This is a genomic window from Arthrobacter sp. YA7-1, assembly GCF_025960325.1.
Lineage (GTDB): Bacteria > Actinomycetota > Actinomycetes > Actinomycetales > Micrococcaceae > Arthrobacter > Arthrobacter bambusae_A.
Genome location: NZ_CP110114.1, coordinates 2,402,832 through 2,423,775 on the forward strand (window position 1 = coordinate 2,402,832; position 20,944 = coordinate 2,423,775).

A 20,944-nucleotide genomic window follows, 5' to 3' on the forward strand; every position below is an offset into this window, starting at 1 on the left:
GGAACTCCGGTCACATGGTTTGCGCGACGGCGTGAATGAAACACGAGTTCGGGCGGCGGTTCCCCGCTCGCTAAGATTGCAGCCATGAGTTCGAACTTGACCGCCGTCAGCTATGGCGTGAATCTGTCCCTTCCGGAGCTTGAACACCTGCGCAGGGTGCTGTCCGGTTCGGGGGCTTCCTTCACGTCGGAGTCGCAATCCGGCGACGAGCGCTTCGGGGTCTACACCATGGGCCTGGCCGTTGACGGGGCTACTGTCGCCGACTTGTCAGGCATCCGGCGCAGGGTCTCCGAGGCGGCGGCACCGGGCATGGACACCGCGATCGTCACCGACGCACTGCGTGACGCTTCGCGCAAGCTCCTGATCATGGATGTGGACTCCACCCTGATCCAGCAGGAAGTGATCGAACTGCTGGCCGCACACGCCGGGAAACGCGAAGAAGTAGCGGCCGTGACGGAGGCCGCGATGCGCGGCGAACTGGACTTCGCACAAAGCCTCCATGCCCGGGTGGCGGTCCTCGCGGGCCTGCCGTCCGCCGTCGTCGACGCCGTCCGCGCCGAGGTCCGCCTGAGCGAGGGTGCAGCGGAACTCGTGGCCGCTTTCAAGGCGGCCGGCCATACGGTGGCGGTGGTGTCCGGCGGCTTCAACCAGATCCTGCGGCCTATCGCGGAGGAACTCGGGCTGGACTACTGGATCGCGAATGAACTTGAAATCGTTGACGGCTTCCTGACAGGCAAGGTCCTTGGCGACGTGATCGACCGCGCCGCCAAGGAGAAGTACCTCCGAGAATGGGCGGCTGCCGAGGGAATCGCCCTGGAGCACACCATCGCGGTGGGCGACGGCGCGAATGACCTCGACATGCTGGGCGCGGCCGGGATCGGTGTGGCATTCAACGCCAAGCCCGCCGTCCGGGCGGTAGCGGACGCCGCCATCAACATGCCGTACCTGGACGCGGTCCGGCATATCGCCGGCGTTTAGGCGGCATTTCACACGCAACGAAAGAGCGGCCGGGACTGGGTATTTCAGAGACAGTCCCGGCCGCTCTTTCGTGTTTGCAATCTAAAAAGCGCTCCTGCCGAAGTAGTCGGCGCCGCCGACGTATTCGGTGTGGCCGCTCTCAACGTCGGCCGTGGCCATCTTCGCCACCTCGGCGGCGAATTCCTCCACCGAGTACAGCTTGCCTGCCTCGGCCCGGCGGGCCTCAATGGCGCCCGGGTTGGAGCGGTCCAGCAGGGTCGCAGTCACGGTGCCTTCGATCATGTCACCGGAAACCACCACGAGCGAGATGCCCTTGTCGGCAAGGTGCGGCAGCAGTTCACGCAGTGCGTCTTCGCCGGCGCGCTTGCTGCGGGCTACGGGCTCGTACTCGGGCATCGTGGGAACGGTCTCGACGAAGTGCGCCTGGTGGCTCGTGACGAACACCACGCGGGACCCCTCCGGCATCAGCGGAACAGCGGCGTTGAGCATGTTGATCTGGGCGTCGCGGTTCAGCTTGAGGGCGTAGTCCTCTTCCATGCCGGATTCCATGCCGCCGGAAGCGTTGAGCACGAGGACGTTCAGCGAACCGAATTCCTCCATGGCCGCGCTGGCCAGCGCCTGGACGCCTTCCTGGGTGGTCAGGTCCGCGCCGACGGCGACGGCACGGCCACCGGCCGCTTGGATCTCGCCCACTACCTTGTTGGCCCGGGGGGCCTTCTGGCGGTAGTTGACGACGACGGCAGCGCCCTCGCCGGCCAGGATCTTGGCTACTTCAGCGCCGATGCCGCGCGAAGAACCGGTGACGATTGCCGTCTTGTTGTCCAGCAGTCCCATTCGTGCTCCTTTATTCAAAGCGTCCAACTTGTTCAAAACATCCGACCTGTGCAAAACATCCACGTTCCATAAGTCCCGAGTCAATCATGCCAGCGGGAACCCTGGCCTAGTGCCCCATGCCCAGGCCGCCATCCACGGGGATGACAGCACCGGAGATGTACGCGGCTTCATCGCTGGCGATCCACCGGACCACGTTGGCGACCTCGGATGCCTCGGCGAAGCGGCCGGCCGGAACACTCGCCAAATAGGCTTTCTGGGTGTCTTCGGGAAGCTCCGCGGTCATGTCCGTGTTGATGAAACCCGGTGCCACCACGTTCGCGGTGATCCCCCGGCTGCCAAGTTCCCGGGTCAGGGAACGGGCGATGCCCACCATGCCCGCCTTCGAGGCCGAGTAATTGATCTGTCCCGGGGCGCCGTAGAGGCCCGACACGGAGGAGATCAACACGACCCGCCCCTTGCGCAAACGGATCATGCCCTTCGAGGCACGCTTGATGACCCGGAAGGCACCGGTGAGGTTGGTGTCGATGACGGATGTGAAATCGTCCTCGCTCATGCGCAGGAGAAGCGTGTCCTTGGTGATTCCGGCGTTGGCTACCAAAACCTCGACAGGCCCGTGGGCCGCCTCGACTTCCTTGAACGCGGCATCGAGGGAGGCCTCGTCGGTCACATCTGCCTTGACGCCGAGGATGCCCTCCGGAAGGGGTGTTTCACTGCGGTAGGTCACGGCAACTTTGTCGCCGTTGGCGAGGAATGCCTCTGCGATAGCCAGGCCGATGCCGCGGTTTCCGCCCGTGATCAGGACACTGCGGGCGTTTGATACTGCTTCAGACATGCTGGTCTCCAGAGTTCCGCGGCAGCAATATGCCGCTTGAAAGTGGGTGATTTCCTGCATCGATCTTAGCCGCCGGGAGACCGTGGCCGCGGGTAGCTGCGCCCGGCGCGGTTTGGGAGGCCCGTTCCGGGGTGAGAGAATTGAGGGGAGCCGTTGGAGCGTGATGAATCAGCCGTGACAAGAGATAGCAGTCCCCTGCAGGCGCCAGGGGGTCCGGACGCCGTTTCGGGCGACCCCGTGGTGCACAGCATTACCGACGCCGCTGCCGCCCACTCGGACGACATGCGCGAACGGATGATCAAGTACGCCGTGGCGATGGGTATCCGCTTGGTGTGCCTCATCCTCATTTTCGTGGTCGACGGCTGGTTCAAGATCATCGCCGTTGCCGGTGCCGTGTTCCTGCCCTGGATTGCCGTGGTGATCGCCAACGGCAGCGACAAAGCCGAAGTCCACAGCGATGCCTTGTTGGACTACGTCCCGGCCGTGGAGCTGGAAGCGTCGCCTGCAGAAGAAGGGGAACCGCCCGCGGCGCCCGTCACCGTTTTGCAGGGCGAACTCATCGACGACGACGCTGGCGGCGGGGACGCTACCGGCCCGGAACCCGATGACTACACCGGCGGCGTAAAACGCACCTATCCGTTCAGCGGGGAAGAACAGGCGGCTTCATGAACATCTTCACTTTGGGCGGGCTGGGGCTGGAGAATGAACAGCACGCCGGGCCCGATGGCTCGCCTGCGGCTGTATGTTCGCGCAAGGCATGCCGCGCGGCTGCCACGTGGCAGCTCCTGTGGAACAATCCCCGTATCCATACTCCGGAGCGCCGCAAGGTGTGGTTGTCCTGCGATGAGCACCGGGAATGGTTGGAGGACTACTTGCAGACCCGAGGCCTGTGGAAAGAGACAGTACCTTTCGACAAGACCACAGACACAGGCGAGGCCCGCTGAATGTACCGTTTTCTTTTTTCCAGCAAGTGGCTGGGCTACTTCGTTCTGGCCCTGATCTTTGCCACCGGCTGCGTTTTGCTGGGCCGCTGGCAGATGGACCGCAGGGCAGAGACCTTGGCGGAAATCAATCGAGTCGTCAACAACTACTCGGCCACCCCCCTTCCCTTTTCGGCTGCCAAGGCACAGTTCCAATCCTTGGACCCTGAACGGGAATGGGCGCAGGTGGAACTCCATGGGAGCTATGACGTTTCGGGCCAACGCGTTGTCCGTAACCGTCCCCTCAATGGCCAACCCGGATACGAGGTAGTGGTCCCGTTCCGCTTGTCGAGCGGCGACGCCGTGGTGGTGGACCGCGGGTGGCTGCCCATCGGAAACAAGACTCCCGGCCACCCGGACAGCATCCCGGCCCCGCCGGCCGGCGACGTCACCGTCGTCGTACGTTTGCAGGCTTCGGAAGCCAACCTGGGCCGCGGCGCGGTAGACGGCCAGTTGCAATCGATCGATCTTCCTGCCTACGCCGCGGAACTCCATTACCCCATCTTGACCGGCGCCTACGGGCAGTTGGCCTCGGAATCGCCGGCTGCCCAGGTGATGCCCGCGCCGTTCGCCAAACCGGCCACGGACGAGGGCACCCACCTCTCCTACTCCTTGCAATGGTTCGCCTTCGGCGTGCTGATGTTCGTCGGTTTCGGCTACGCGGCCAGGCAACAGGCGCGGAACGCGCTGATCGACGCCCAGGACGAGGAAGAGGAAGAACTCGGCGCGATGCCTCGTCGCAAGGCACCCGCACCCCGGAAATCGAAGCGGCCGACGGCCGAAGAAGAGGAAGACGCGATCCTGGATGCACAAGGGTACTGAAGCGGCCCCCGCCCCCGTCCTGAATGTGAAGTCGGCGCTGACCGCCGCCGGAGCACAAGACACGGTGCGGACTTTCGACGACGAAGTCCCCACCGCGGCTGCGGCAGCATCCTTGCTCGGTTGCGATGTTGCGGCCATCGCCAACAGCCTGGTCTTCGAACTTGACGGCGCACCCCTGCTGATCCTCGCGAGCGGGGCCGCGAAGGTGGACACCGCCCTCGTGGCAGCCTCCCTGGGAACAGCCAGGATCCGCCGTGCCAGCCCTGAGTTCGTGCTGGAGCACACCGGCCAAGCCGTGGGCGGCGTAGCTCCCCTTGGACACCCGCAGCCCATACGAACGATCCTCGACATCTCGCTCCAGGAGCACCCACTTCTTTGGGCAGGCGCGGGTGACCATAACTCGATGTTCTCCATCAGCTACGGCGAACTCCAACGGATTACGGCCGCCCAGCCCCTGAAGGTCCGCTGAGGCGTTGATCCGGCCCGCCCTGCGGCTAGGCTGGTGAGCATGGCTGAATACACCTACGTCACGTACATCGAAGGAACCCCGGACCAGATTTGGACGGCACTGACGGATGCAGCCCAAAGCGCGGAGTACTGGGGCCATGCCAATGTCTCGGACTGGAAGGCAGGTTCACGCTGGGAGCACCAGCGCACGGATGGCTCGGGAACTGCCGACGTCGTGGGAACCATCCTCGAAGCGACGCCGCCGGCGCGCCTCGTGAACACGTGGGAGGATCCCTCGGTTCCGGAGGTGGTGAAGCCCGATGTGGTCACTTTCACCATCGAATCACATGACGGTATTGCCCGGCTCACCGTCCATCACAGGAACATTGCCGACGACGAACAGCTCGCCATTGCGAGCCGCGGCTGGTCGGCGGTCCTGTCCAATCTGAAAAGCTACATCGAACTAGGCCGCCCGCTTGCCTCCGTGCCGTGGGAAATGCCCTGACCCGCTCCCCTAAGCGAGGGTGATGAGGTCCAGGTAGTCTTCGTTCCAGTGGTCCTCGACACCGTCCGGAAGCAGGACGACGCGTTCCGGGTTCAGCGCCGCCACGGCGCCTTCATCGTGGCTGACGAGGACGACGGCGCCGGAATAGTTCCGCAGGGCACCGAGGATCTCGGCGCGGCTGGCGGGGTCGAGGTTGTTGGTGGGCTCGTCCAGGAGCAGCACGTTGGCGCTCGAGGCCACGATCGTGGCGAGGGCCAGTCGCGTCTTCTCACCGCCGGAAAGCACGCCCGCCGGCTTGTCGACGTCGTCGCCCGAGAACAGGAAGGAACCGAGGATCCCGCGGACCTCGGCGTCCTTCATGTCTGGAGCGGATGAACGCATGTTCTCCAGGACGGTGCGTTCGTGGTCCAGGGTTTCGTGTTCCTGGGCGTAGTAGCCCACTTTGAGCCCGTGGCCCGGGACGATGTCGCCGGTGTCGGGCTTGTCCACCCCGGCGAGCATCCGCAGGAGGGTGGTCTTGCCTGCACCGTTGAGGCCCAGGATGACCACCTTGGAGCCCCGGTCGATTGCCAGGTCCACGTCGGTGAAGATTTCCAGGGAGCCGTAGGACTTGCTCAGGCCTTCTGCCGTGAGCGGAGTCTTGCCGCACGGAGCTGGATCCGGGAAACGCAAGGCTGCCACGCGGTCATTCTCGCGGACTGCTTCGAGGCCTCCGAGCAGCCGCTCGGCACGCTTCGCCATGTTTTGCGCCGCGACAGCCTTGGTGGCCTTGGCACGCATCTTGTTGGCCTGGTCCATGAGGACCTGGGCCTTCTTCTCGGCATTGGCGCGTTCGCGCTTGCGGGCGCGTTCATCGGTTTCGCGCTGTTGCAGGTAGCGCTTCCAACCCATGTTGTAGAAGTCGATCTGCGCCCGGTTGGCGTCCAGGTGGTAAACCTTGTTGACTGTCGCCTCGAGGAGCTCCACGTCGTGGCTGATCACAATCAGCCCGCCCTGGTGGCCCTTGAGGAAGTCGCGGAGCCAGGTGATGGAGTCTGCGTCAAGGTGGTTGGTGGGTTCGTCCAGGAGAAGGGTCTCAGCATCCGAGTAAAGGATCCGGGCCAGCTCCACGCGCCGGCGCTGGCCGCCGGACAGGGTCTTGAGCGGCTGGTTCAGGAGCCGCTCGGGAAGAGCCAGGTTGGAGGAAATAGCAGCAGCCTCGGCCTCGGCCGCGTAACCGCCTCCCGCAAGGAACTCGGCTTCGAGACGGTCGTAGCGGTTCATGGCTTTGCGCTGAACGGTGGCGTCCTCGCTGGACATGTCCGTTTGCGCCTGCTTCAGCTTTCCCACCACCACGTCGAGCCCGCGGGCGGAAAGGATGCGGTCGCGCGCCAGCTGCTCCATGTCCGGAGTCCTCGGATCCTGAGGCAAGTAGCCGATTTCACCGCTGCGGGCGACTTTGCCCGCCGCGGGCAGTCCCTCGCCGGCAAGGACGCGGGTGAGGGTCGTTTTGCCCGCACCGTTCCGTCCCACCAGACCGATTTTGTCCCCCTTGTCCACGCGGAAGCTCACCTGGTCCATGAGCAGGCGGGCGCCGGCGCGCAGTTCGAGTTCCTGGACGGTAATCAATTCGGGGGATGCCTTTCAATGGGGAACACCCGCAGCACCGGAGGTCACGGCGCAGCTGAAGTGGAAGGGCCGAACAAACGGCCTTTACGATTCTACCGCCCACAAGGTCCCACACTCGCCAGGGGCAAGGGCGGGCGAGGATGATCAGGAAATAGTAAGTACCCTTGCTACTATTTTCGGCGCGTGGTTAGGTGAAGGTAGGACAATTGCGAGGGAGGCTCTCGATGAGCAGTACAGCAGGATCCGATGGCAAGCACGTCCGGGCCGAGCGCGCCCAGGATGAAGTCCCATACGCCGCTGAAGCACGGAACGAGCGGGTAGGTGATGTGCGTGGAAGCGGCTCCGGTTACGTGGACGAAACGAGCAGCTATCCGGTAGTTCCCGCCGCTACCGACCCCACCGCAGCCACCCGCGAGACCGTCATCGCCCGCGAAAAGGAGCAGTTCGGCGGAATCAAGATCGGCTCCGCCTTTTTCGGCTGGCTGACCGCCACCGGAATGGCAGTGCTTTTGGTCGCCCTCCTCGCAGCCGCGGGGATCGCCGTCGGACTCGCCAACAACGCGAACGCCAGTGATGCGGCGAACCTCGCGTCATCGCAGCCCGTGGGCATCGCGGGGATCATCGCGCTCCTGGTGATCCTGTTCCTCTCCTATTATTGCGGCGGCTACGTTGCCGGACGCATGGCCCGGTTCAACGGCGTCAGGCAAGGATTCATGGTCTGGTTTTGGGCGGTTATCGTCGCCGTGCTGGTGGCCTTGCTGGGCTTGTTCGCCGGACCGCGGTTCAATATCCTCGCCAGCGTGAACAGCTTCCCGAGGATTCCGGTGAATGAGGGACAGCTCAGCACCATCGGCATCGTCGCCGCCATCGTGGTGGCAGCGGTGACCCTCATCGCCGCGGCATTGGGAGGACTCGCCGGTATGCATTACCACCGCAAGGTGGACCGCGCGGGCTTCACCCCGGCTGCCGAGGATGTCGAAGCTTAGCCACGACTCCGCCCGCGAGCAGCGCCGCCTTTGTACCTAGGGCCCAAGGCCTTGTGGTGCTGCTCGTGGACACCCTACAAAATTCCGTGTCAGGCTGCTCTGTAGTGTCGGTTTCAGGGATTCCCCCGCCCCCAAGGCAGAGACAGGACACACCATGAGCAGCACCGAAACCGCATCCACGCGACGAACCTCCTCCCGCACCCGCTGGACGTCCACGGACATCGGCCTCATCGCGGTATTCGCGGCCCTCGTGGCCGCCTCAACGCTGATTCCGGGTATTCCGGTCGGCGCACTCGGCGTGCCGATCACCCTGCAGACCCTCACCGTCATCCTGACCGGCCTCGTGCTCGGCGGCGGGCGCGCTTTTGCCGCCGTCGGCCTTTACACCCTGCTCGGTTTCGCGGGACTGCCGATCTTCAGCGGGGGTCGCAGCGGGCTCGGTATCCTGGCGACACCGTCGGCCGGATACATCATTGCGTTTCCGCTGGCGGCGGCCGCAACCGGCTGGTTGGCGGCCATCGTGATCCGCAAGACCGTCAAGTACCGCACCGTTTTCCTGTTTGCCGCGGCGATGGCCAGCACCATCGTCCTCATCCACGGCCTCGGAGTGCTTGGCTTCATGGTCAACGGCAAGTTCGACTTTGCCAAGGCGTTCCTGGCCGACCTGCCTTACTACCCCGGGGACATCATCAAGAACGTCCTGGCGGCGATCATTGCGGTCTCGCTACACAAGGCCTTCCCGGACATCCTGGTCCGCCGCGTCAAATAGAGCGGGCACAATCAGTAGATGAACACCATCATTCTCAGCGAAGTCTCTGTGCACGTAGCCGTTGATGGCAGTCCGGCGCCCAAGACTTTGCTGCGGGACGTCTCGTTGGAACTCACCGAGCAACGCATCGCGGTCATCGGGGCCAACGGCTCGGGAAAATCCACCTTGCTGCGCTTGCTCAACGGCCTGGTGGCTCCCAGCGAAGGCACCGTCAGCGTCAACGGCGCAGACAGCGTTCGGGACGTTCGCCAGGTCCGCAGCCAGGTGGGCTTCGTCTTCACCGATCCCTTGTCGCAGCTGGTCATGCCGACCGGCCGGGAAGACGTGGAACTCTCCCTGCGGCGCTCCATCAAGAACTCAACAGAGCGTGCTGCCCGTGCGGAAGCCGTGCTGGAACGGTTCGGGATCCTGGACCTCGCCGACCAGAGTATTTATGAGCTCTCCGGCGGAGAACGCCAACTGCTCGCCCTCGCGGCCGTCCTCGCGGTGGACCCGGCCGTGCTGGTCCTCGACGAGCCTTCGACCCTGCTGGACTTGCGCAACCGGGAGCTGCTCAGGCGGACCCTTGCGGGCCTGGAGCAACAGATCATCATGTCCACCCACGATCTCGACCTTGCCCTCGAAGCGGATCGCGCCCTCGTGGTGGATTGCGGACGGATAGTGTTCGACGGCGGAGCAACCGCCGCCGTCGAACACTACCGCGCGCTGTGCGCGGCTGAATCCCCGCAGGGCAAGGTGGAGGCGACGTGAGGGGCCACGGGGTCCTGATCCCCAACTACGTGCGGGGCGACTCGCTCGTGCACCGCACTCCCCTATGGCTCAAGTTCCTGCTGGTTGCCGGCTGCGGCCTCGCGTCGTTCCTCATTGTCGATTGGCTTGTCTCGGCAGTGGTCCTCGCAGTGATGTGCGGGCTCTTCCTGCTGAGCGGTGCGGGCTTCAAACGGCTCGGGCGCTCCGTGTGGCTCGTAACGCCCATCCTCCTTGCGATCGGCGCTTTCCAGTGGTGGCAACTGGGCGGCCCTGTCGCCGCGCGGATTGTGCTCAATGTGCTTGTCTGCGTCGTGGCGGCGTCGGTACTGACGGTCACGACTCCCGTGCAAGCATTGCTGGACGGAGTGGTGGCCCTGTCCAAGCCGTTCAAGCGTTTCGGAGCGGACCCTGAGCGCTTCGCGCTGACGATCGCGATCATGCTGCGCAGCCTCCCGTTCATCGCCGGCGCATTTTCCGATGTCCGCGACTCAGCCCGGGCGCGCGGCCTTGAACGCAATCCCCGTGCCCTGGTGCTGCCGGTATTCATCACGACGGTCGCCTATGCCCGGCAGACCGGCGATGCCCTGGCCGCGCGCGGCCTTGGCGACGCCGAAGACTAATCGCCCTGCAACTGCGCGTAGCGGAACATCGCCGCGGTGCCCATTCCGCCTGCGATGCTGATCATCGCCAGCGCCAGGCTTTGCCGGCCCGGTTGCGCTCCGGCCATCCTGCGTGCCTGGGCCAGCAACCGCGTCACCAGGACAGCCCCGGACGCACCGTAAGCGTGTCCCAGGGCCAACGCTCCGCCGTCGAGGTTCGCCCGTGCCGGTTCCACTCCCAGCGCGCCAAGGCACGCGAGGGTCTGCGAAGCAAAAGCCTCGTTGAATTCCACGAGGTCCAGTTCCCCGGGTTCAAGACCAAGCTCCGCCAGCAAGCGCTTGGCCGCCACTGACGCCCCGATGCCCAGCAGTTCCGGGTCCACGCCCGCGGTGTCACAGCCCAGGACCAGCAGTCCGTCGGGGGCGCCCAGTTGACGTGCCCGTTCCAGTGAAGTGATCACGACGGCGGAGGCCGCGTCGGCGTCGAAGCACGAGTTTCCGGCCGTCACAGTGCCGCCCGGTACGAATGCCGGCGGGAAGCGGGCCATGAGCCCGGCCTTGAGTGAAGCCCGCGGTCCGTCATCCGCCTGCACCACGGCGTCCCCTGCTTGCAGGGGGACAATTTCGGGGGCAAACGCGCCGGCGGCACCGGCAGCGACGGAGCGCTGGTGACTCCGCAAGGCGAACTCGTCTTGTTGTTCGCGGCTGACGCCACACTCCCGCGCTACGTTTTCAGCGGCCACCCCCATGTCCGGGTCCCCGAACCCGGGCGGCACGAAGGTGGCGCGGGTGTAGAAGTCCGGCTCGCCGTCGGGGTCTTGGTTCCGCCTGGCACGCAAGGGAGCTGTACTGATGCTCTCCACTCCCCCGGCGAGGAAGACGCCATTACCGCCGGCGACCACGAGCCGGGACGCCAGCACGATGGCGTCGAGTCCAGAGCCGCACTGTCGGTCCACGGTCAGTCCGGGGACTTCCAGCGGCAGTCCCGCGTGCAAGGCGGCATACCGGGCCAGGTTTCCGCCGCCACCCACGGCATTGCCGATCACGACGTCGTTCACGTCCGAGCCGGCAATACCCGTTGCCGTCAGCAGTGAGCGCAGGACCGGGGAGAGGAGTTCTTCGGCGCGCAGCGCCTTCAGTTGTCCGTTGGCCCGGCAAATGGGTGTACGCAGGGCAGCGATGATCACGGGTTGGCGCGAAGGGTCCGGCCCTGTGACCGGATCACGGCTAGGCAAGGGGCTTCGCCCGCGGATCGTTGTTCTCAATCCAGTCGAGCAACATCCGGCGGCTGACCTTCCCGCGGTCCGTCACGGGCAATTCCGACAGCGCGAAATACCGCTGGGGCCGCTTGTCCCGGGCGAGCAGGCCGTCCAGGCCTGTCTTGACCTGTGTTGCCGTCACCGAACCGTACGCTGGAACGATGCCGGCCACGACTTTCTGGCCACGGACTTCATCGAGCATTCCGGCCGCGACGGCGGCCGAGACTCCCGGGACCGATGCCAAGGCAAGTTCCACCTCGTGGGGATAGACGTTCCTCCCGGAGGTGATGATCATGTCGGACCGGCGGCCGAGGATATGCAGGACACCGGAGTCCACATAGCCTTGGTCCCCCACCGTGTACCAACCGTCAAGGCAGCGCAGCGCCTGGCCGTCGTCGCCCCACAAATACCCGTTGCTGACCATGCCGGAGCGGACGCAGATGTTCCCGTCGGTCCCGTCGGGCAGCTCCGCGCCGCCGTCGTCCATGATTCTGAGTTCGACGCCGGGAAACGGTCCGCCGATTCCGGTGCCACCGGCGTCGAGCGGCTCCCCGGCAGCAAGCCGCGTTCCGGAAACGAAGCTGAGCTCGGACGCACCGTAGTACTCGAAGATTGCCGCGTTCGGTGCCCACCGCCTCGCCGCCTCCAGGGTGCGGGCGTCCAGCTTTGAGCCCGCGCAGATAATGCTGCGCACGCCGGATGCGTCCACTCCTCCAGCCAGGCCGCGTTCGCTCAGGAGGCGCAGCATCGTAGGCACGAGGACCAGTCGGGTGACGCCGTCGTAGCTGATGGCCGCATGGGCATCGCCGACGTCGAAGGTCTCCAAGGTGTGGAAAGGCGCCCCGGCATAAAGGCATTCCGACAGGGCGTACAGGTTCAAGCTCGCGGACAGCGGCCCCGGCGCGAGCGTCCTGTCCTCGGGGGTCAGCCCGAAGAACTCGATGGAGGCGTCAAACGAGACCTGCCATGATCGCCGTGAACGGGTGAAGGCTTTGGGAACGGACGTGGTTCCGGACGTCAGGCCGATCAGGAACGTGGAGTCCGGACCGCCGTCTGACAGCTCGTCGCCGGTGGCGGTCGGGCCGTTGGCGGGCCCGGCTTGTCCGATCCTCTCGGTGACCTCATCGATCATGGCGCGCGGCCACAACGGGTCCAGCACGGCGCAGCAACGCTCGCCGGCGACCGCGGCCGTGTAGGACACCACGAAGTCCAGCGAATTCGCTTCGGCGAGTACCGCCGTCGCGGGCGTCCCGCCCAGGCGCAAGGCTGCGGCGTCCCGAAGGTCAGCCCAGCTGAGCCGCTTGCCGCCGACGACGACGGCGGTGTCGTCGGGGCGCTCACCGGCCCAGAGCTGAAGTTTGTCCAGGAAAGGCATCATCGAATTTTAGCCCCTGCCGCGGGTCCGCGCCGTTCTATGACGCTGTGCGGGTACGACGACGGCCGGTCACCTTTCGCGAAAGGTGACCGGCCGTCGTCGAGGGTTTTCCTAGATGTTGAAGCCGAGGGCCCGCATCTGGTCCTTGCCGTCGTCCGTGATCCGCTCGGGACCCCATGGCGGCATCCATACCCAGTTGAGGCGCCAGTCGTCGACGATGCCGTCGAGGGACTGGCCGACCTGCTCTTCAAGGACATCGGTCAGCGGGCAGGCCGCCGTCGTCAACGTCATGTCGATGAGCAGAGCGCCGTCCTCCTCCGAGTACTTCAGACCGTAGAGCAGCCCAAGGTCCACCACGTTGACTCCGAGTTCCGGGTCAATGACATCCTTGAGCGCCTCCTCGACGTCCTCGAGGCTGGTGCGAGCCGCGTTGATTTCGGTCATGGCGGGAGTCCTAACTAGGCCTGTGCTGCTGCGGCAGCAGCAATGGTGGCTGCGCCGGCGCCGGTGGCGTAACGGTCGTAGCCTTCTTCTTCGAGGCGGTCGGCCAATTCAGGGCCGCCCTCTTCGACAACCTGGCCATCGACAAACACGTGGACGAAGTCCGGCTTGATGTAGCGCAGGATGCGGGTGTAGTGGGTGATGAGCAAAGTACCCATGTTGCCCGTGGCGTGGGCGCGGTTGACGCCCTCGGAGACGACCTTGAGCGCGTCGACGTCCAGGCCGGAGTCGGTCTCGTCAAGCACGGCGAACTTCGGCTTGAAGAGCTCGAGCTGGAGGATCTCCACGCGCTTCTTCTCGCCGCCGGAGAAGCCCTCGTTGACGTTGCGCTGTGCGAAATCGGCGTCGATGCGCAGCTGCTGCATGGCCGCCTTGACGTCCTTGGTCCAGGTGCGGAGGGCAGGAGCTTCGCCGTCGATTGCGGTCTTGGCCGTGCGCAGGAAGTTGGTCATGGTGACGCCCGGAACCTCTACGGGGTACTGCATGGCCAGGAAGACGCCGGCACGGGCGCGCTGGTCAACGCTCATGGCCAGCACGTCTTCGCCGTCGAGCGTGATGGTGCCGCTCGTGACGTTGTAGCGCGGGTGGCCGGCGATGGTGGAAGCCAAGGTGGACTTGCCCGAACCGTTGGGGCCCATGATCGCGTGGGTCTCACCGGTCTTGATGGTCAGGCTGACGCCCTTCAGGATCTCCTTGGTGCCCTGCTCCGTCTCGATGCTGACGTGCAGGTCCTTGATCTCAAGAGTAGACATGCTCTTCTTTCTTTCGTAAGTCTTTAGGCACTTGGCGCTCAGTAGTTCTGTACTGACGCGCCGTTCACAACGTTGGTCACGTCCACGTAGACGTCGTCACCGTCGAGGGTGACGGCGAAGACCGGGACGGGGTCATAGGCAGGGAGCTGCAAGGGCTGTCCGGTGCGGAGATCGAACTGGGAGCCATGGCCCCAGCATTCGATCGCGCAGCCTTCGATTTCACCCTCGGCGAGCGAAATGTCCGCATGCGAGCAGGTGTCGCCGATGGCGTGGATCTGTCCCATCGAATCCTTGACGATGGCTACGGGGTAGTCATCGATCAGGATGCGCAGCGCCTGCTTGACCTGGATCTCGTTGGCGTTGCATACCAGTTCGCCTTGTGGCTGATCGCTCATAGTCTGTTTTCCCTGCTTGGCTTGTATTAGTTGTCGCTCGCGGCGAGCTCGCGCTCAACAGCTTCGGTGAGGCGCTCTTCGAGCGCGGGTACCTTGATCTGCTGGATGATCTCGTTGAGGAAGCCACGGACCACCAGGCGGCGGGCAACGTCTTCGGGGATGCCGCGTGCCATGAGGTAGAACAAGTGCTCGTCATCGAAGCGGCCGGTGGCGCTGGCGTGGCCGGCACCTTCGATCAGGCCGGTTTCGATCTCAAGGTTCGGAACCGAGTCGGCGCGTGCGCCATCCGTGAGGACCAGGTTGCGGTTGGCCTCGTAGGTATCCGTGCCTTCTGCTTCCTTGCGGATCAGGACGTCGCCAACCCACACGGTGTGTGCGTTGCGGCCTTGCAGGGCGCCCTTGTACAGGACGTTGGACTTGCAGTTGGCCACGGCGTGGTCAACGAACAGGCGCTGCTCAAGGTGCTGGCCCGCGTCGGCGAAGTACAAGCCGAACATCTCGGCTTCCGCGCCCGGCCCGGTGAAGCGCGTGGACGGAGTCATGCGTACGACGTCGCCGCCGAGGCTGACCACGATGTGCTTGAATTTGGCGTCACGGCCCAGCTTGGCTTGCTGCGAAGAGGCGTGAACGGCGTCGTCGTTCCATTCCTGGAGCGAGATGACCGTCAGGTCCGCGCCGTCTTCGACGAGGATTTCGACGTTCTCCGAAACGATCGCGCTGCCCTGGTGGTCCAGGATGATTCGGGACTTCGAGAAGCGGCCTGCCACGATCACGATGTGCTGGGCCGAAGCTTCAGTGGAGGTGCCGGTCAGCAGGACGGACACTTCGCCGTCGAGCTGGAGCTCGGCGGGCACCGTGATGACGGTGGCCTCGGCGAAGTTCTCCCAGGCATTGGCGGACACGCGGTCCTCCGGAATGGCCGCGGAGCCGATGCGGACGTCGTCCCGCCCCACGGTCTCGACGACGACGCCCTCAGGGGCGGTCACGGCGACGGACGGTGCCGAACCGGAGAGGACCTCGTTGTGAAGGCCGCGAAGCCGCTTGAGCGGGGTGAAACGCCAGTCTTCTTCCAAGCCGGTGAGGGGCTTGAAGTCAGCCAGCTTGTACGAGGTCAGCCGACCTGCGCGCGAGCTGTCCGGAATTCCAACGCCGCCGCCGTGGGAGTGGCTCTTGGCCGAGGCGCCTGCAAGCGGCCCCGCCGAAGGTGCCTGCTCCGACGTCTTTTCCGAGGTGGAAGACGTGTTGGTACCGGTGTTGACCGGTGAGAGGTTCTCGCCCTCTTCGGTGAATCCGTCGATAAACGGCTTGGCCGATGGCGCGCCGATGCGGGCCTTTTCAGTAGTGATTTCAGTCATTGCTAACCGACGGATCCTTCCATCTGCAGTTCAATCAGGCGGTTGAGTTCAAGGGCGTATTCCATTGGCAACTCACGGGCAATCGGCTCAATGAAGCCTCGCACGATCATGGCCATGGCCTCGTCCTCGGGCATACCGCGAGACATCAGATAGAAGAGCTGCTCCTCACTGACTCGGGAAACGGTGGCCTCGTGGCCCATCACCACGTCATCCTCGCGGATGTCGATGTAGGGATAGGTGTCGGAACGGGAAATGGTGTCTACCAACAAGGCGTCGCAACGCACGGTGTTGGCGGAGTGCTTGGCTCCTTCGCGGACCTGGACCAGGCCTCGGTAGGCTGCACGACCGCCGCCGCGAGCCACGGACTTGGAAATGATGGAGCTCTTGGTGTTCGGCGCGATGTGGACCATCTTCGAGCCGGTGTCCTGGTGCTGGCCTTCGCCGGCGAAGGCGATGGACAGGGTCTCACCCTTGGCGTGCTCGCCGACGAGGTAGACGGCCGGGTACTTCATGGTCACCTTCGAGCCGATGTTGCCATCGATCCATTCCATGGTGGCGCCCTCTTCGCAGATGGCGCGCTTGGTGACGAGGTTGTACACGTTGGTGGACCAGTTCTGGATGGTCGTGTAACGGACGCGGGCGCCCTTCTTCACGATGATTTCCACCACAGCGGAGTGCAGGGAGTCCGACGTGTAGATCGGAGCGGTGCAGCCTTCGATGTAGTGGACGTAGGAGTCCTCGTCCGCGATGATCAGGGTGCGCTCGAACTGGCCCATGTTCTCGGTGTTGATGCGGAAGTAGGCCTGCAGCGGGATGTCCACGTGGACGCCCTTGGGGACGTACACGAAGGAACCGCCGGACCACACGGCCGTGTTCAGCGACGCGAACTTGTTGTCGCCCACCGGAATGATGGTGCCGAAGTACTCCTGGAAGATCTCCGGGTGCTCGCGGAGCGCGGTGTCCGTGTCCAGGAAGATAACGCCCTGCTTTTCCAGGTCCTCGCGGATCTGGTGGTACACAACCTCGGACTCGTACTGCGCGGCCACGCCGGACACGAGGCGGCTGCGCTCGGCTTCCGGGATGCCCAGCTTCTCGTAGGTATTGCGGATGTCCTCGGGGAGGTCTTCCCACGTGGCAGCCTGCTTCTCGGTGGAGCGCACGAAGTACTTGATGTTGTCGAAGTCGATGCCCGAGAGGTCTGCACCCCAGGTAGGCATGGGCTTGCGGTCGAAGTACTTCAAGCCCTTCAGGCGCAGGTCCAGCATCCATTCCGGCTCGTTCTTCTTGGCCGAAATGTCGCGGACTACCTCTTCGTTGAGACCACGGCGTGCGTTGGCGCCGACGTCGTTCTTGTCAGCCCATCCGTACTCGTAGGTGCCAATACCGTGCAGCTCGGGATTCTTCTCCAGAATCTCCGAGATCACAGCACCGTCAGCTAGCGCTTTCTCTGCTGTTCCTTCAGCTAATTGACCCGTCATCACGGCCTTTCTTACTGATTGTTGGATTCGACATGGGGCGCGGCCGGCAGCTTCGGAAACCCGAGGGCCTCCTTGGCGGCCGGCCTGCCGGTAGGAATGTGGGTGGTGCAGACGTGTCCGCCCTGCGCGAGGGTGGAAAGCCTGCGGACATCGACGCCGACCAAACGGGAAAACAGCTCGGTCTCAGTGTCGCAAAAAACAGGAAATTCCGCGGCGAGCTGCTGGATGGGGCAATGGCCCTGGCAGAGCTGCACGCTTGAAAGGGATGCGGGCAGGGGCGCCTTGGTCTCAATCGACGCTGCCGATGCGACATACCCGTCACGGCTCAGCGCCTTGGACAGCGCCACAGCCCGGGCGGCGATGTCGGAACCCGCGCGGTCGACTTCGGGTGCGTAGCGCGCCTCCATCTCGGCAAAGCGCTCCACCGCATAGTCCCTGACGGCTTCTTCGCCTGCGAGGTCCCTCAGCCGCCGCAAGGCGGAACTCGCGATGTTCAGGTAGTCATCGCCGAGCTTCGATTGCCCCTGGGAGCTGAGGACATAGCGGCGGGCCGGCCGGCCCGCGCCGGCACCCGCCTTCGCGACGCGCTTTACCTCTATGACACCGGCACGCTGGAGGTGATCCAGATGCCGGCGGACAGCGGCAGGGGTGAACCCCAGCATGTCGCCGAGTTCAGCCGCACTGACGGGGCCATGCTCCAACACCGCATTGAGAACGCGGTTCCGGGTGCGGTCTTCTGCATCAGCGACGCCAACGGCAGTGCCACCGGGCACCGGCATGACCGCGCTATGCCCTGCGGGCACGGAAACAGAACTCCTCATGGAATACACAACACAATCATGTCGTAATTTAGTCCGCGCATCCAGTAAGGCAAGGCTGGCCTGCGGCGGCTTGCCCTCCGCAGGCCTACTACTTCACGTAGAATACTTTGGTGCGATCCCCCGAATCCCCTGTCCTCACCATTGACGGACTCATCAAGGACGTTGGCCCGCTGGCTTCCCTTGACGGCAAGATGCTGCGGGTAGTCAGCGGCCTCTCAATGTTCGCAGAACGCGGCCAGATCACCGCCTTGCTGGGTGCCAACGGCGCCGGCAAGACGACAACGCTCGAATGCGCCCAAGGCCTCCAGAAACGTACGGGCGGCCGCATCGGACTCCTCGGCGAAGATCCCGACACCGCCGGCGCGAACCTCCGTTCACGCGTCGGCGTCATGCTGCAGGACGGCGGCCTCCCGCCGTCGGCCCGTCCCATCCCCCTGCTTCGGCACATTGCGGGCATGTACCGGAATCCGCTTCCACTGGACGGACTCGTCGAGCGCTTGGGCATCGATACCTTCAGCCGCACCGGCGTCCGCCGCTTGTCCGGCGGCCAAAAGCAGCGGCTCTCGCTTGCGGCTGCACTGATCGGCAATCCCGAAGTCCTGTTCCTGGACGAGCCCAGCGCTGGACTCGATCCCCAGTCCCGCCAAATCGTCTTCGAGCTCATCGCCGAACTGCGGGATGCCGGCATGGGAATCATCCTGACCACGCACCTCATGGATGATGCGCAAAGGCTTGCGGACTATGTTTACATCATCGACGCCGGCCACAACGTCGCAGAGGGCACCGTCGCCGACTTGTTGAGCCACGGCCATGAGGCCATGGACGGGGTGACTGAACGCACACTGTTCTTCGACGCCCCGGCCGGCCTCGATATTGCCGCGGCCATCGGCCACGAACTGACCGTCACCGAAAGCCGGGCAGGCAGCTACGCAATTGCGGGCACCTTGACGCCGCAGCATCTGGCGAAGCTGACGGCCTGGTGGGCAGAGCAGGGCATCATGCCGGCGTCCCTCCGCTTGGAGGCGCGCAGCTTGGAAGACGTTTTCCTGGACATTTCCGGAAGGGATATCCGATGACCAGCACAATCCCTTTGCGCAGCACACCCCACGCCGGACCGGCGACCTTGATGCGCAGGATCCTCCTGCAGGGTCGCTACGAGACCCTGACCATGATCAGGAACGGCGAGCAGCTGATCCTCGCGGTGATCATGCCCTTGCTGGCCCTGGTGGGACTCACCGTGACGCCCCTGCTCGACGGCTTGGGCGCCAGCAGGGTGGACATCGCGACGCCGGGTGTCCTCGCCCTGTGTGCCATGTCCACGGCATTCACGGGCCAGGGCATCGCCACCGGCTTCGACCGCCGCTACGGCGTGCTCCGCTTCCTCTCGACCACCCCCCTGGGCCGGACCGGACTCATTGCCGGCAAGATCATCGCCGTCTTGGCAGTCCTGGTCCTCCAGGTCCTGGTGATCGGCGCCGTCGCCGCGTTGCTCGGCTGGCATCCACGGCCCGAAGGTTGGCTTCCGGGCCTCGGCCTCTTGGTTCTCGGCGCTGCCGCCTTCACTGCGCTCGGGCTCCTGGTCGCCGGCACCGTCCGGCCTGAGGCAACCCTCGCCATCACGAACCTGCTCTGGATCCTGCTGGGCGCCCTCGGCGGAATCGTGGTTCCTGCCGAGCGTCTGCCGGACCTGGCGCAGAGCATTGTGCATTTCCTGCCTTCAGGAGCCTTGGGGCAGTCCCTCAGGGATGCTTTCCTCCATGGCAGCGTCTCCCTTCCGTATGTTCTTGTGCTGCTGCTGTGGACCGTCGTTCCTGGCATGGCCGCCGTCCGCTGGTTCAAATGGAACTGAGTGTCCCGCAGTGGAACCGAACCGTCAGCATGAATTGAGTACCGAGAATTGAGAACACTGTGAGCACGGCTTCCCGCCTCCCGAAGTCCATCCAGCAGCTGGCCGACAAGCTGCCCACGGAAGTCAACAGCACCATCCGCAGGCTGGCGATGTTGTCCCTGATCGGCCAGGTGGTCCTGGTGGTCACCGGCGGCGCGGTCAGGCTGACGTCTTCAGGGCTCGGCTGCCCGACATGGCCTCGTTGCACCAGCGGATCCTTGGTGAATACGCCGGAGATGGGCATCCACGGCTTCATTGAATTCGGCAACCGGATGCTGACGTTCGCATTGGCCGCCGTCGCGGTCCTGATGCTTGTGTATTTGTGGAACCTCCGCAAGGAACGCCGCGACTTGTTCCTGCTGGCCGTGGGCCTGCTGGCCAGCATTCCGGCACAGGCCATCATCGGCGGCATCACCGTGCTGTCCAACCTGAACCCCTGGGTTGTCGGACTGCACTTCCTGGTTTCCATGGCCCTGGTTGTCTTTTCCACCCTGCTGGTCAACCGCGCCTATGGCCGGACCGGGCGGTTCATGAAGCGGCCGTTGGCAGCGATTCCAGGAGCCATGAGCCCAGTCATGACCGCCGTCGCGTTCTTCTCGGCGGTTGCGGTGTGCTTGGGCGTCGTCGTGACCGGTGCCGGACCGCACGCCGGGGACGCGAACGCGCCGCGGAACGACCTCGACTGGGACCTCGTCTCGCACATCCACGCAGTGCCGGCGTACCTCATCACGGCGGGTGCCGTCTTCGCTGTCTACTTCGTCCTGCGCAAGGGAATCACCGGCCTGTTCCGCACAGCTGCGCTGCTGCTGCTCGCCGTGACGGTCCTGCAGGCGGTCATCGGCTTCACCCAGTACTACAACGGCATTCCCGCCCTCCTCGTGGGAGCCCACATGCTGGGTGCCGCCCTGCTCATGGGTGCCGCCACGAACGCGGCGGATGTGGCACGGTTCAGCCCGAAGCTCTAGCACCTGGCGGCTGATAGCCTCTGGGCAAGCCAAAGGAAAGACCCT

Annotated in this window: 24 protein-coding genes; 13 read left to right on the plus strand and 11 right to left on the minus strand. The window is 64.6% G+C overall.

Going from position 1 to position 20,944, the window contains the following annotated elements; translation table 11 throughout:
- Positions 1–84 precede the first annotated feature (84 nt).
- Positions 85–978: a phosphoserine phosphatase SerB gene (gene serB, locus OIT41_RS11285; RefSeq protein ID WP_241707748.1), complete on the plus strand. Its 894-nt coding sequence runs from the start codon at positions 85–87 to the stop codon at positions 976–978.
- An 81-nt stretch (positions 979–1,059) separates the two neighbouring features.
- Here the strand turns inward: serB and OIT41_RS11290 are convergent, their stop codons facing one another.
- Both OIT41_RS11290 and OIT41_RS11295 read right to left on the minus strand, forming a co-directional pair.
- On the minus strand, positions 1,060–1,812 hold the full coding sequence (locus OIT41_RS11290; protein ID WP_078108844.1) for an SDR family oxidoreductase: 753 nt from the start codon (positions 1,810–1,812) through the stop codon (positions 1,060–1,062).
- A 106-nt stretch (positions 1,813–1,918) separates the two neighbouring features.
- Positions 1,919–2,644 (minus strand): beta-ketoacyl-ACP reductase, encoded by a 726-nt coding sequence (locus tag OIT41_RS11295; protein WP_078108843.1) that lies wholly within the window; start codon positions 2,642–2,644, stop codon positions 1,919–1,921.
- Between the two features lie 153 nt (positions 2,645–2,797).
- Between OIT41_RS11295 and OIT41_RS11300 the strand changes: the two genes are divergently transcribed.
- The 5 genes from OIT41_RS11300 to OIT41_RS11320 are packed head-to-tail and all read left to right on the plus strand — an operon-like array spanning position 2,798 to position 5,398.
- Complete coding sequence (locus OIT41_RS11300) at positions 2,798–3,313, plus strand: DUF3099 domain-containing protein (protein ID WP_264636474.1); 516 nt, start codon at positions 2,798–2,800, stop codon at positions 3,311–3,313.
- A complete protein-coding gene (locus tag OIT41_RS11305; RefSeq protein WP_078108841.1) occupies positions 3,310–3,588 on the plus strand; it encodes a hypothetical protein in 279 nt (92 codons plus the stop codon). The genes OIT41_RS11300 and OIT41_RS11305 overlap by 4 nt, the downstream gene beginning before the upstream one ends.
- On the plus strand, positions 3,589–4,446 hold the full coding sequence (locus OIT41_RS11310) for an SURF1 family protein (RefSeq protein ID WP_264636475.1): 858 nt from the start codon (positions 3,589–3,591) through the stop codon (positions 4,444–4,446).
- A complete protein-coding gene (locus tag OIT41_RS11315) occupies positions 4,430–4,915 on the plus strand; it encodes a YbaK/EbsC family protein (RefSeq protein ID WP_078108839.1) in 486 nt (161 codons plus the stop codon). The genes OIT41_RS11310 and OIT41_RS11315 overlap by 17 nt, the downstream gene beginning before the upstream one ends.
- Positions 4,916–4,954: 39 nt before the next feature.
- The gene (locus OIT41_RS11320) at positions 4,955–5,398 is read left to right on the plus strand and encodes an SRPBCC domain-containing protein (protein WP_078108838.1); all 444 of its coding nucleotides are present in this window, start codon (positions 4,955–4,957) and stop codon (positions 5,396–5,398) included.
- A gap of 9 nt (positions 5,399–5,407) precedes the next feature.
- On the opposite strand, the gene abc-f is transcribed toward OIT41_RS11320, so the two are convergent.
- Complete coding sequence (abc-f, locus tag OIT41_RS11325; RefSeq protein ID WP_241707753.1) at positions 5,408–7,006, minus strand: ribosomal protection-like ABC-F family protein; 1,599 nt, start codon at positions 7,004–7,006, stop codon at positions 5,408–5,410.
- A gap of 224 nt (positions 7,007–7,230) precedes the next feature.
- On the opposite strand from abc-f, the gene OIT41_RS11330 reads away from it, so the two are divergent.
- The 4 genes from OIT41_RS11330 to OIT41_RS11345 all read left to right on the plus strand — a co-directional run bounded on the left by OIT41_RS11330 (position 7,231) and on the right by OIT41_RS11345 (position 10,131).
- Positions 7,231–7,992 (plus strand): hypothetical protein, encoded by a 762-nt coding sequence (locus OIT41_RS11330; RefSeq protein ID WP_264636476.1) that lies wholly within the window; start codon positions 7,231–7,233, stop codon positions 7,990–7,992.
- Between the two features lie 154 nt (positions 7,993–8,146).
- Entirely contained in the window at positions 8,147–8,761 is a 615-nt protein-coding gene (locus OIT41_RS11335; protein ID WP_264636477.1) for a biotin transporter BioY, read from the plus strand.
- An 18-nt stretch (positions 8,762–8,779) separates the two neighbouring features.
- Complete coding sequence (locus tag OIT41_RS11340) at positions 8,780–9,511, plus strand: energy-coupling factor ABC transporter ATP-binding protein (RefSeq protein ID WP_241707756.1); 732 nt, start codon at positions 8,780–8,782, stop codon at positions 9,509–9,511.
- Positions 9,508–10,131: an energy-coupling factor transporter transmembrane component T family protein gene (locus OIT41_RS11345; RefSeq protein WP_264636478.1), complete on the plus strand. Its 624-nt coding sequence runs from the start codon at positions 9,508–9,510 to the stop codon at positions 10,129–10,131. The genes OIT41_RS11340 and OIT41_RS11345 overlap by 4 nt, the downstream gene beginning before the upstream one ends.
- Here OIT41_RS11345 and OIT41_RS11350 read toward each other — a convergent pair.
- The 8 genes from OIT41_RS11350 to OIT41_RS11385 all read right to left on the minus strand — a co-directional run bounded on the left by OIT41_RS11350 (position 10,128) and on the right by OIT41_RS11385 (position 18,004).
- Positions 10,128–11,297, minus strand: a complete 1,170-nt coding sequence (locus tag OIT41_RS11350) for a thiolase family protein (protein ID WP_319801819.1) — start codon at positions 11,295–11,297, stop codon at positions 10,128–10,130. The genes OIT41_RS11345 and OIT41_RS11350 overlap by 4 nt on opposite strands.
- Before the next feature lie 40 nt (positions 11,298–11,337).
- Positions 11,338–12,744 (minus strand): class I adenylate-forming enzyme family protein, encoded by a 1,407-nt coding sequence (locus tag OIT41_RS11355; protein ID WP_264636480.1) that lies wholly within the window; start codon positions 12,742–12,744, stop codon positions 11,338–11,340.
- A 111-nt stretch (positions 12,745–12,855) separates the two neighbouring features.
- Positions 12,856–13,188 (minus strand): metal-sulfur cluster assembly factor, encoded by a 333-nt coding sequence (locus OIT41_RS11360; protein WP_059389266.1) that lies wholly within the window; start codon positions 13,186–13,188, stop codon positions 12,856–12,858.
- Between the two features lie 14 nt (positions 13,189–13,202).
- The gene (gene sufC, locus OIT41_RS11365) at positions 13,203–13,997 is read right to left on the minus strand and encodes a Fe-S cluster assembly ATPase SufC (protein ID WP_241707760.1); all 795 of its coding nucleotides are present in this window, start codon (positions 13,995–13,997) and stop codon (positions 13,203–13,205) included.
- A 38-nt stretch (positions 13,998–14,035) separates the two neighbouring features.
- Entirely contained in the window at positions 14,036–14,392 is a 357-nt protein-coding gene (locus tag OIT41_RS11370) for a non-heme iron oxygenase ferredoxin subunit (RefSeq protein WP_078108812.1), read from the minus strand.
- A 26-nt stretch (positions 14,393–14,418) separates the two neighbouring features.
- Complete coding sequence (gene sufD / locus OIT41_RS11375) at positions 14,419–15,747, minus strand: Fe-S cluster assembly protein SufD (protein WP_078108811.1); 1,329 nt, start codon at positions 15,745–15,747, stop codon at positions 14,419–14,421.
- A 2-nt stretch (positions 15,748–15,749) separates the two neighbouring features.
- Positions 15,750–17,225, minus strand: coding sequence for a Fe-S cluster assembly protein SufB (gene sufB, locus OIT41_RS11380; protein WP_078108810.1), 1,476 nt, complete (start codon positions 17,223–17,225; stop codon positions 15,750–15,752).
- Positions 17,226–17,236: 11 nt separating this feature from the next.
- Positions 17,237–18,004, minus strand: a complete 768-nt coding sequence (locus OIT41_RS11385; RefSeq protein WP_253190922.1) for a helix-turn-helix transcriptional regulator — start codon at positions 18,002–18,004, stop codon at positions 17,237–17,239.
- 152 nt (positions 18,005–18,156) lie between these two features.
- Between OIT41_RS11385 and OIT41_RS11390 the strand changes: the two genes are divergently transcribed.
- Genes OIT41_RS11390 through OIT41_RS11400 form a run of 3 tightly spaced genes read left to right on the plus strand, consistent with a single transcriptional unit; the run spans position 18,157 to position 20,899 of the window.
- Entirely contained in the window at positions 18,157–19,122 is a 966-nt protein-coding gene (locus OIT41_RS11390) for an ABC transporter ATP-binding protein (protein ID WP_264636481.1), read from the plus strand.
- Positions 19,119–19,895 (plus strand): ABC transporter permease, encoded by a 777-nt coding sequence (locus OIT41_RS11395; protein ID WP_264636482.1) that lies wholly within the window; start codon positions 19,119–19,121, stop codon positions 19,893–19,895. The genes OIT41_RS11390 and OIT41_RS11395 overlap by 4 nt, the downstream gene beginning before the upstream one ends.
- Before the next feature lie 59 nt (positions 19,896–19,954).
- The gene (locus tag OIT41_RS11400) at positions 19,955–20,899 is read left to right on the plus strand and encodes a COX15/CtaA family protein (protein WP_264636483.1); all 945 of its coding nucleotides are present in this window, start codon (positions 19,955–19,957) and stop codon (positions 20,897–20,899) included.
- Positions 20,900–20,944: the final 45 nt, after the last annotated feature.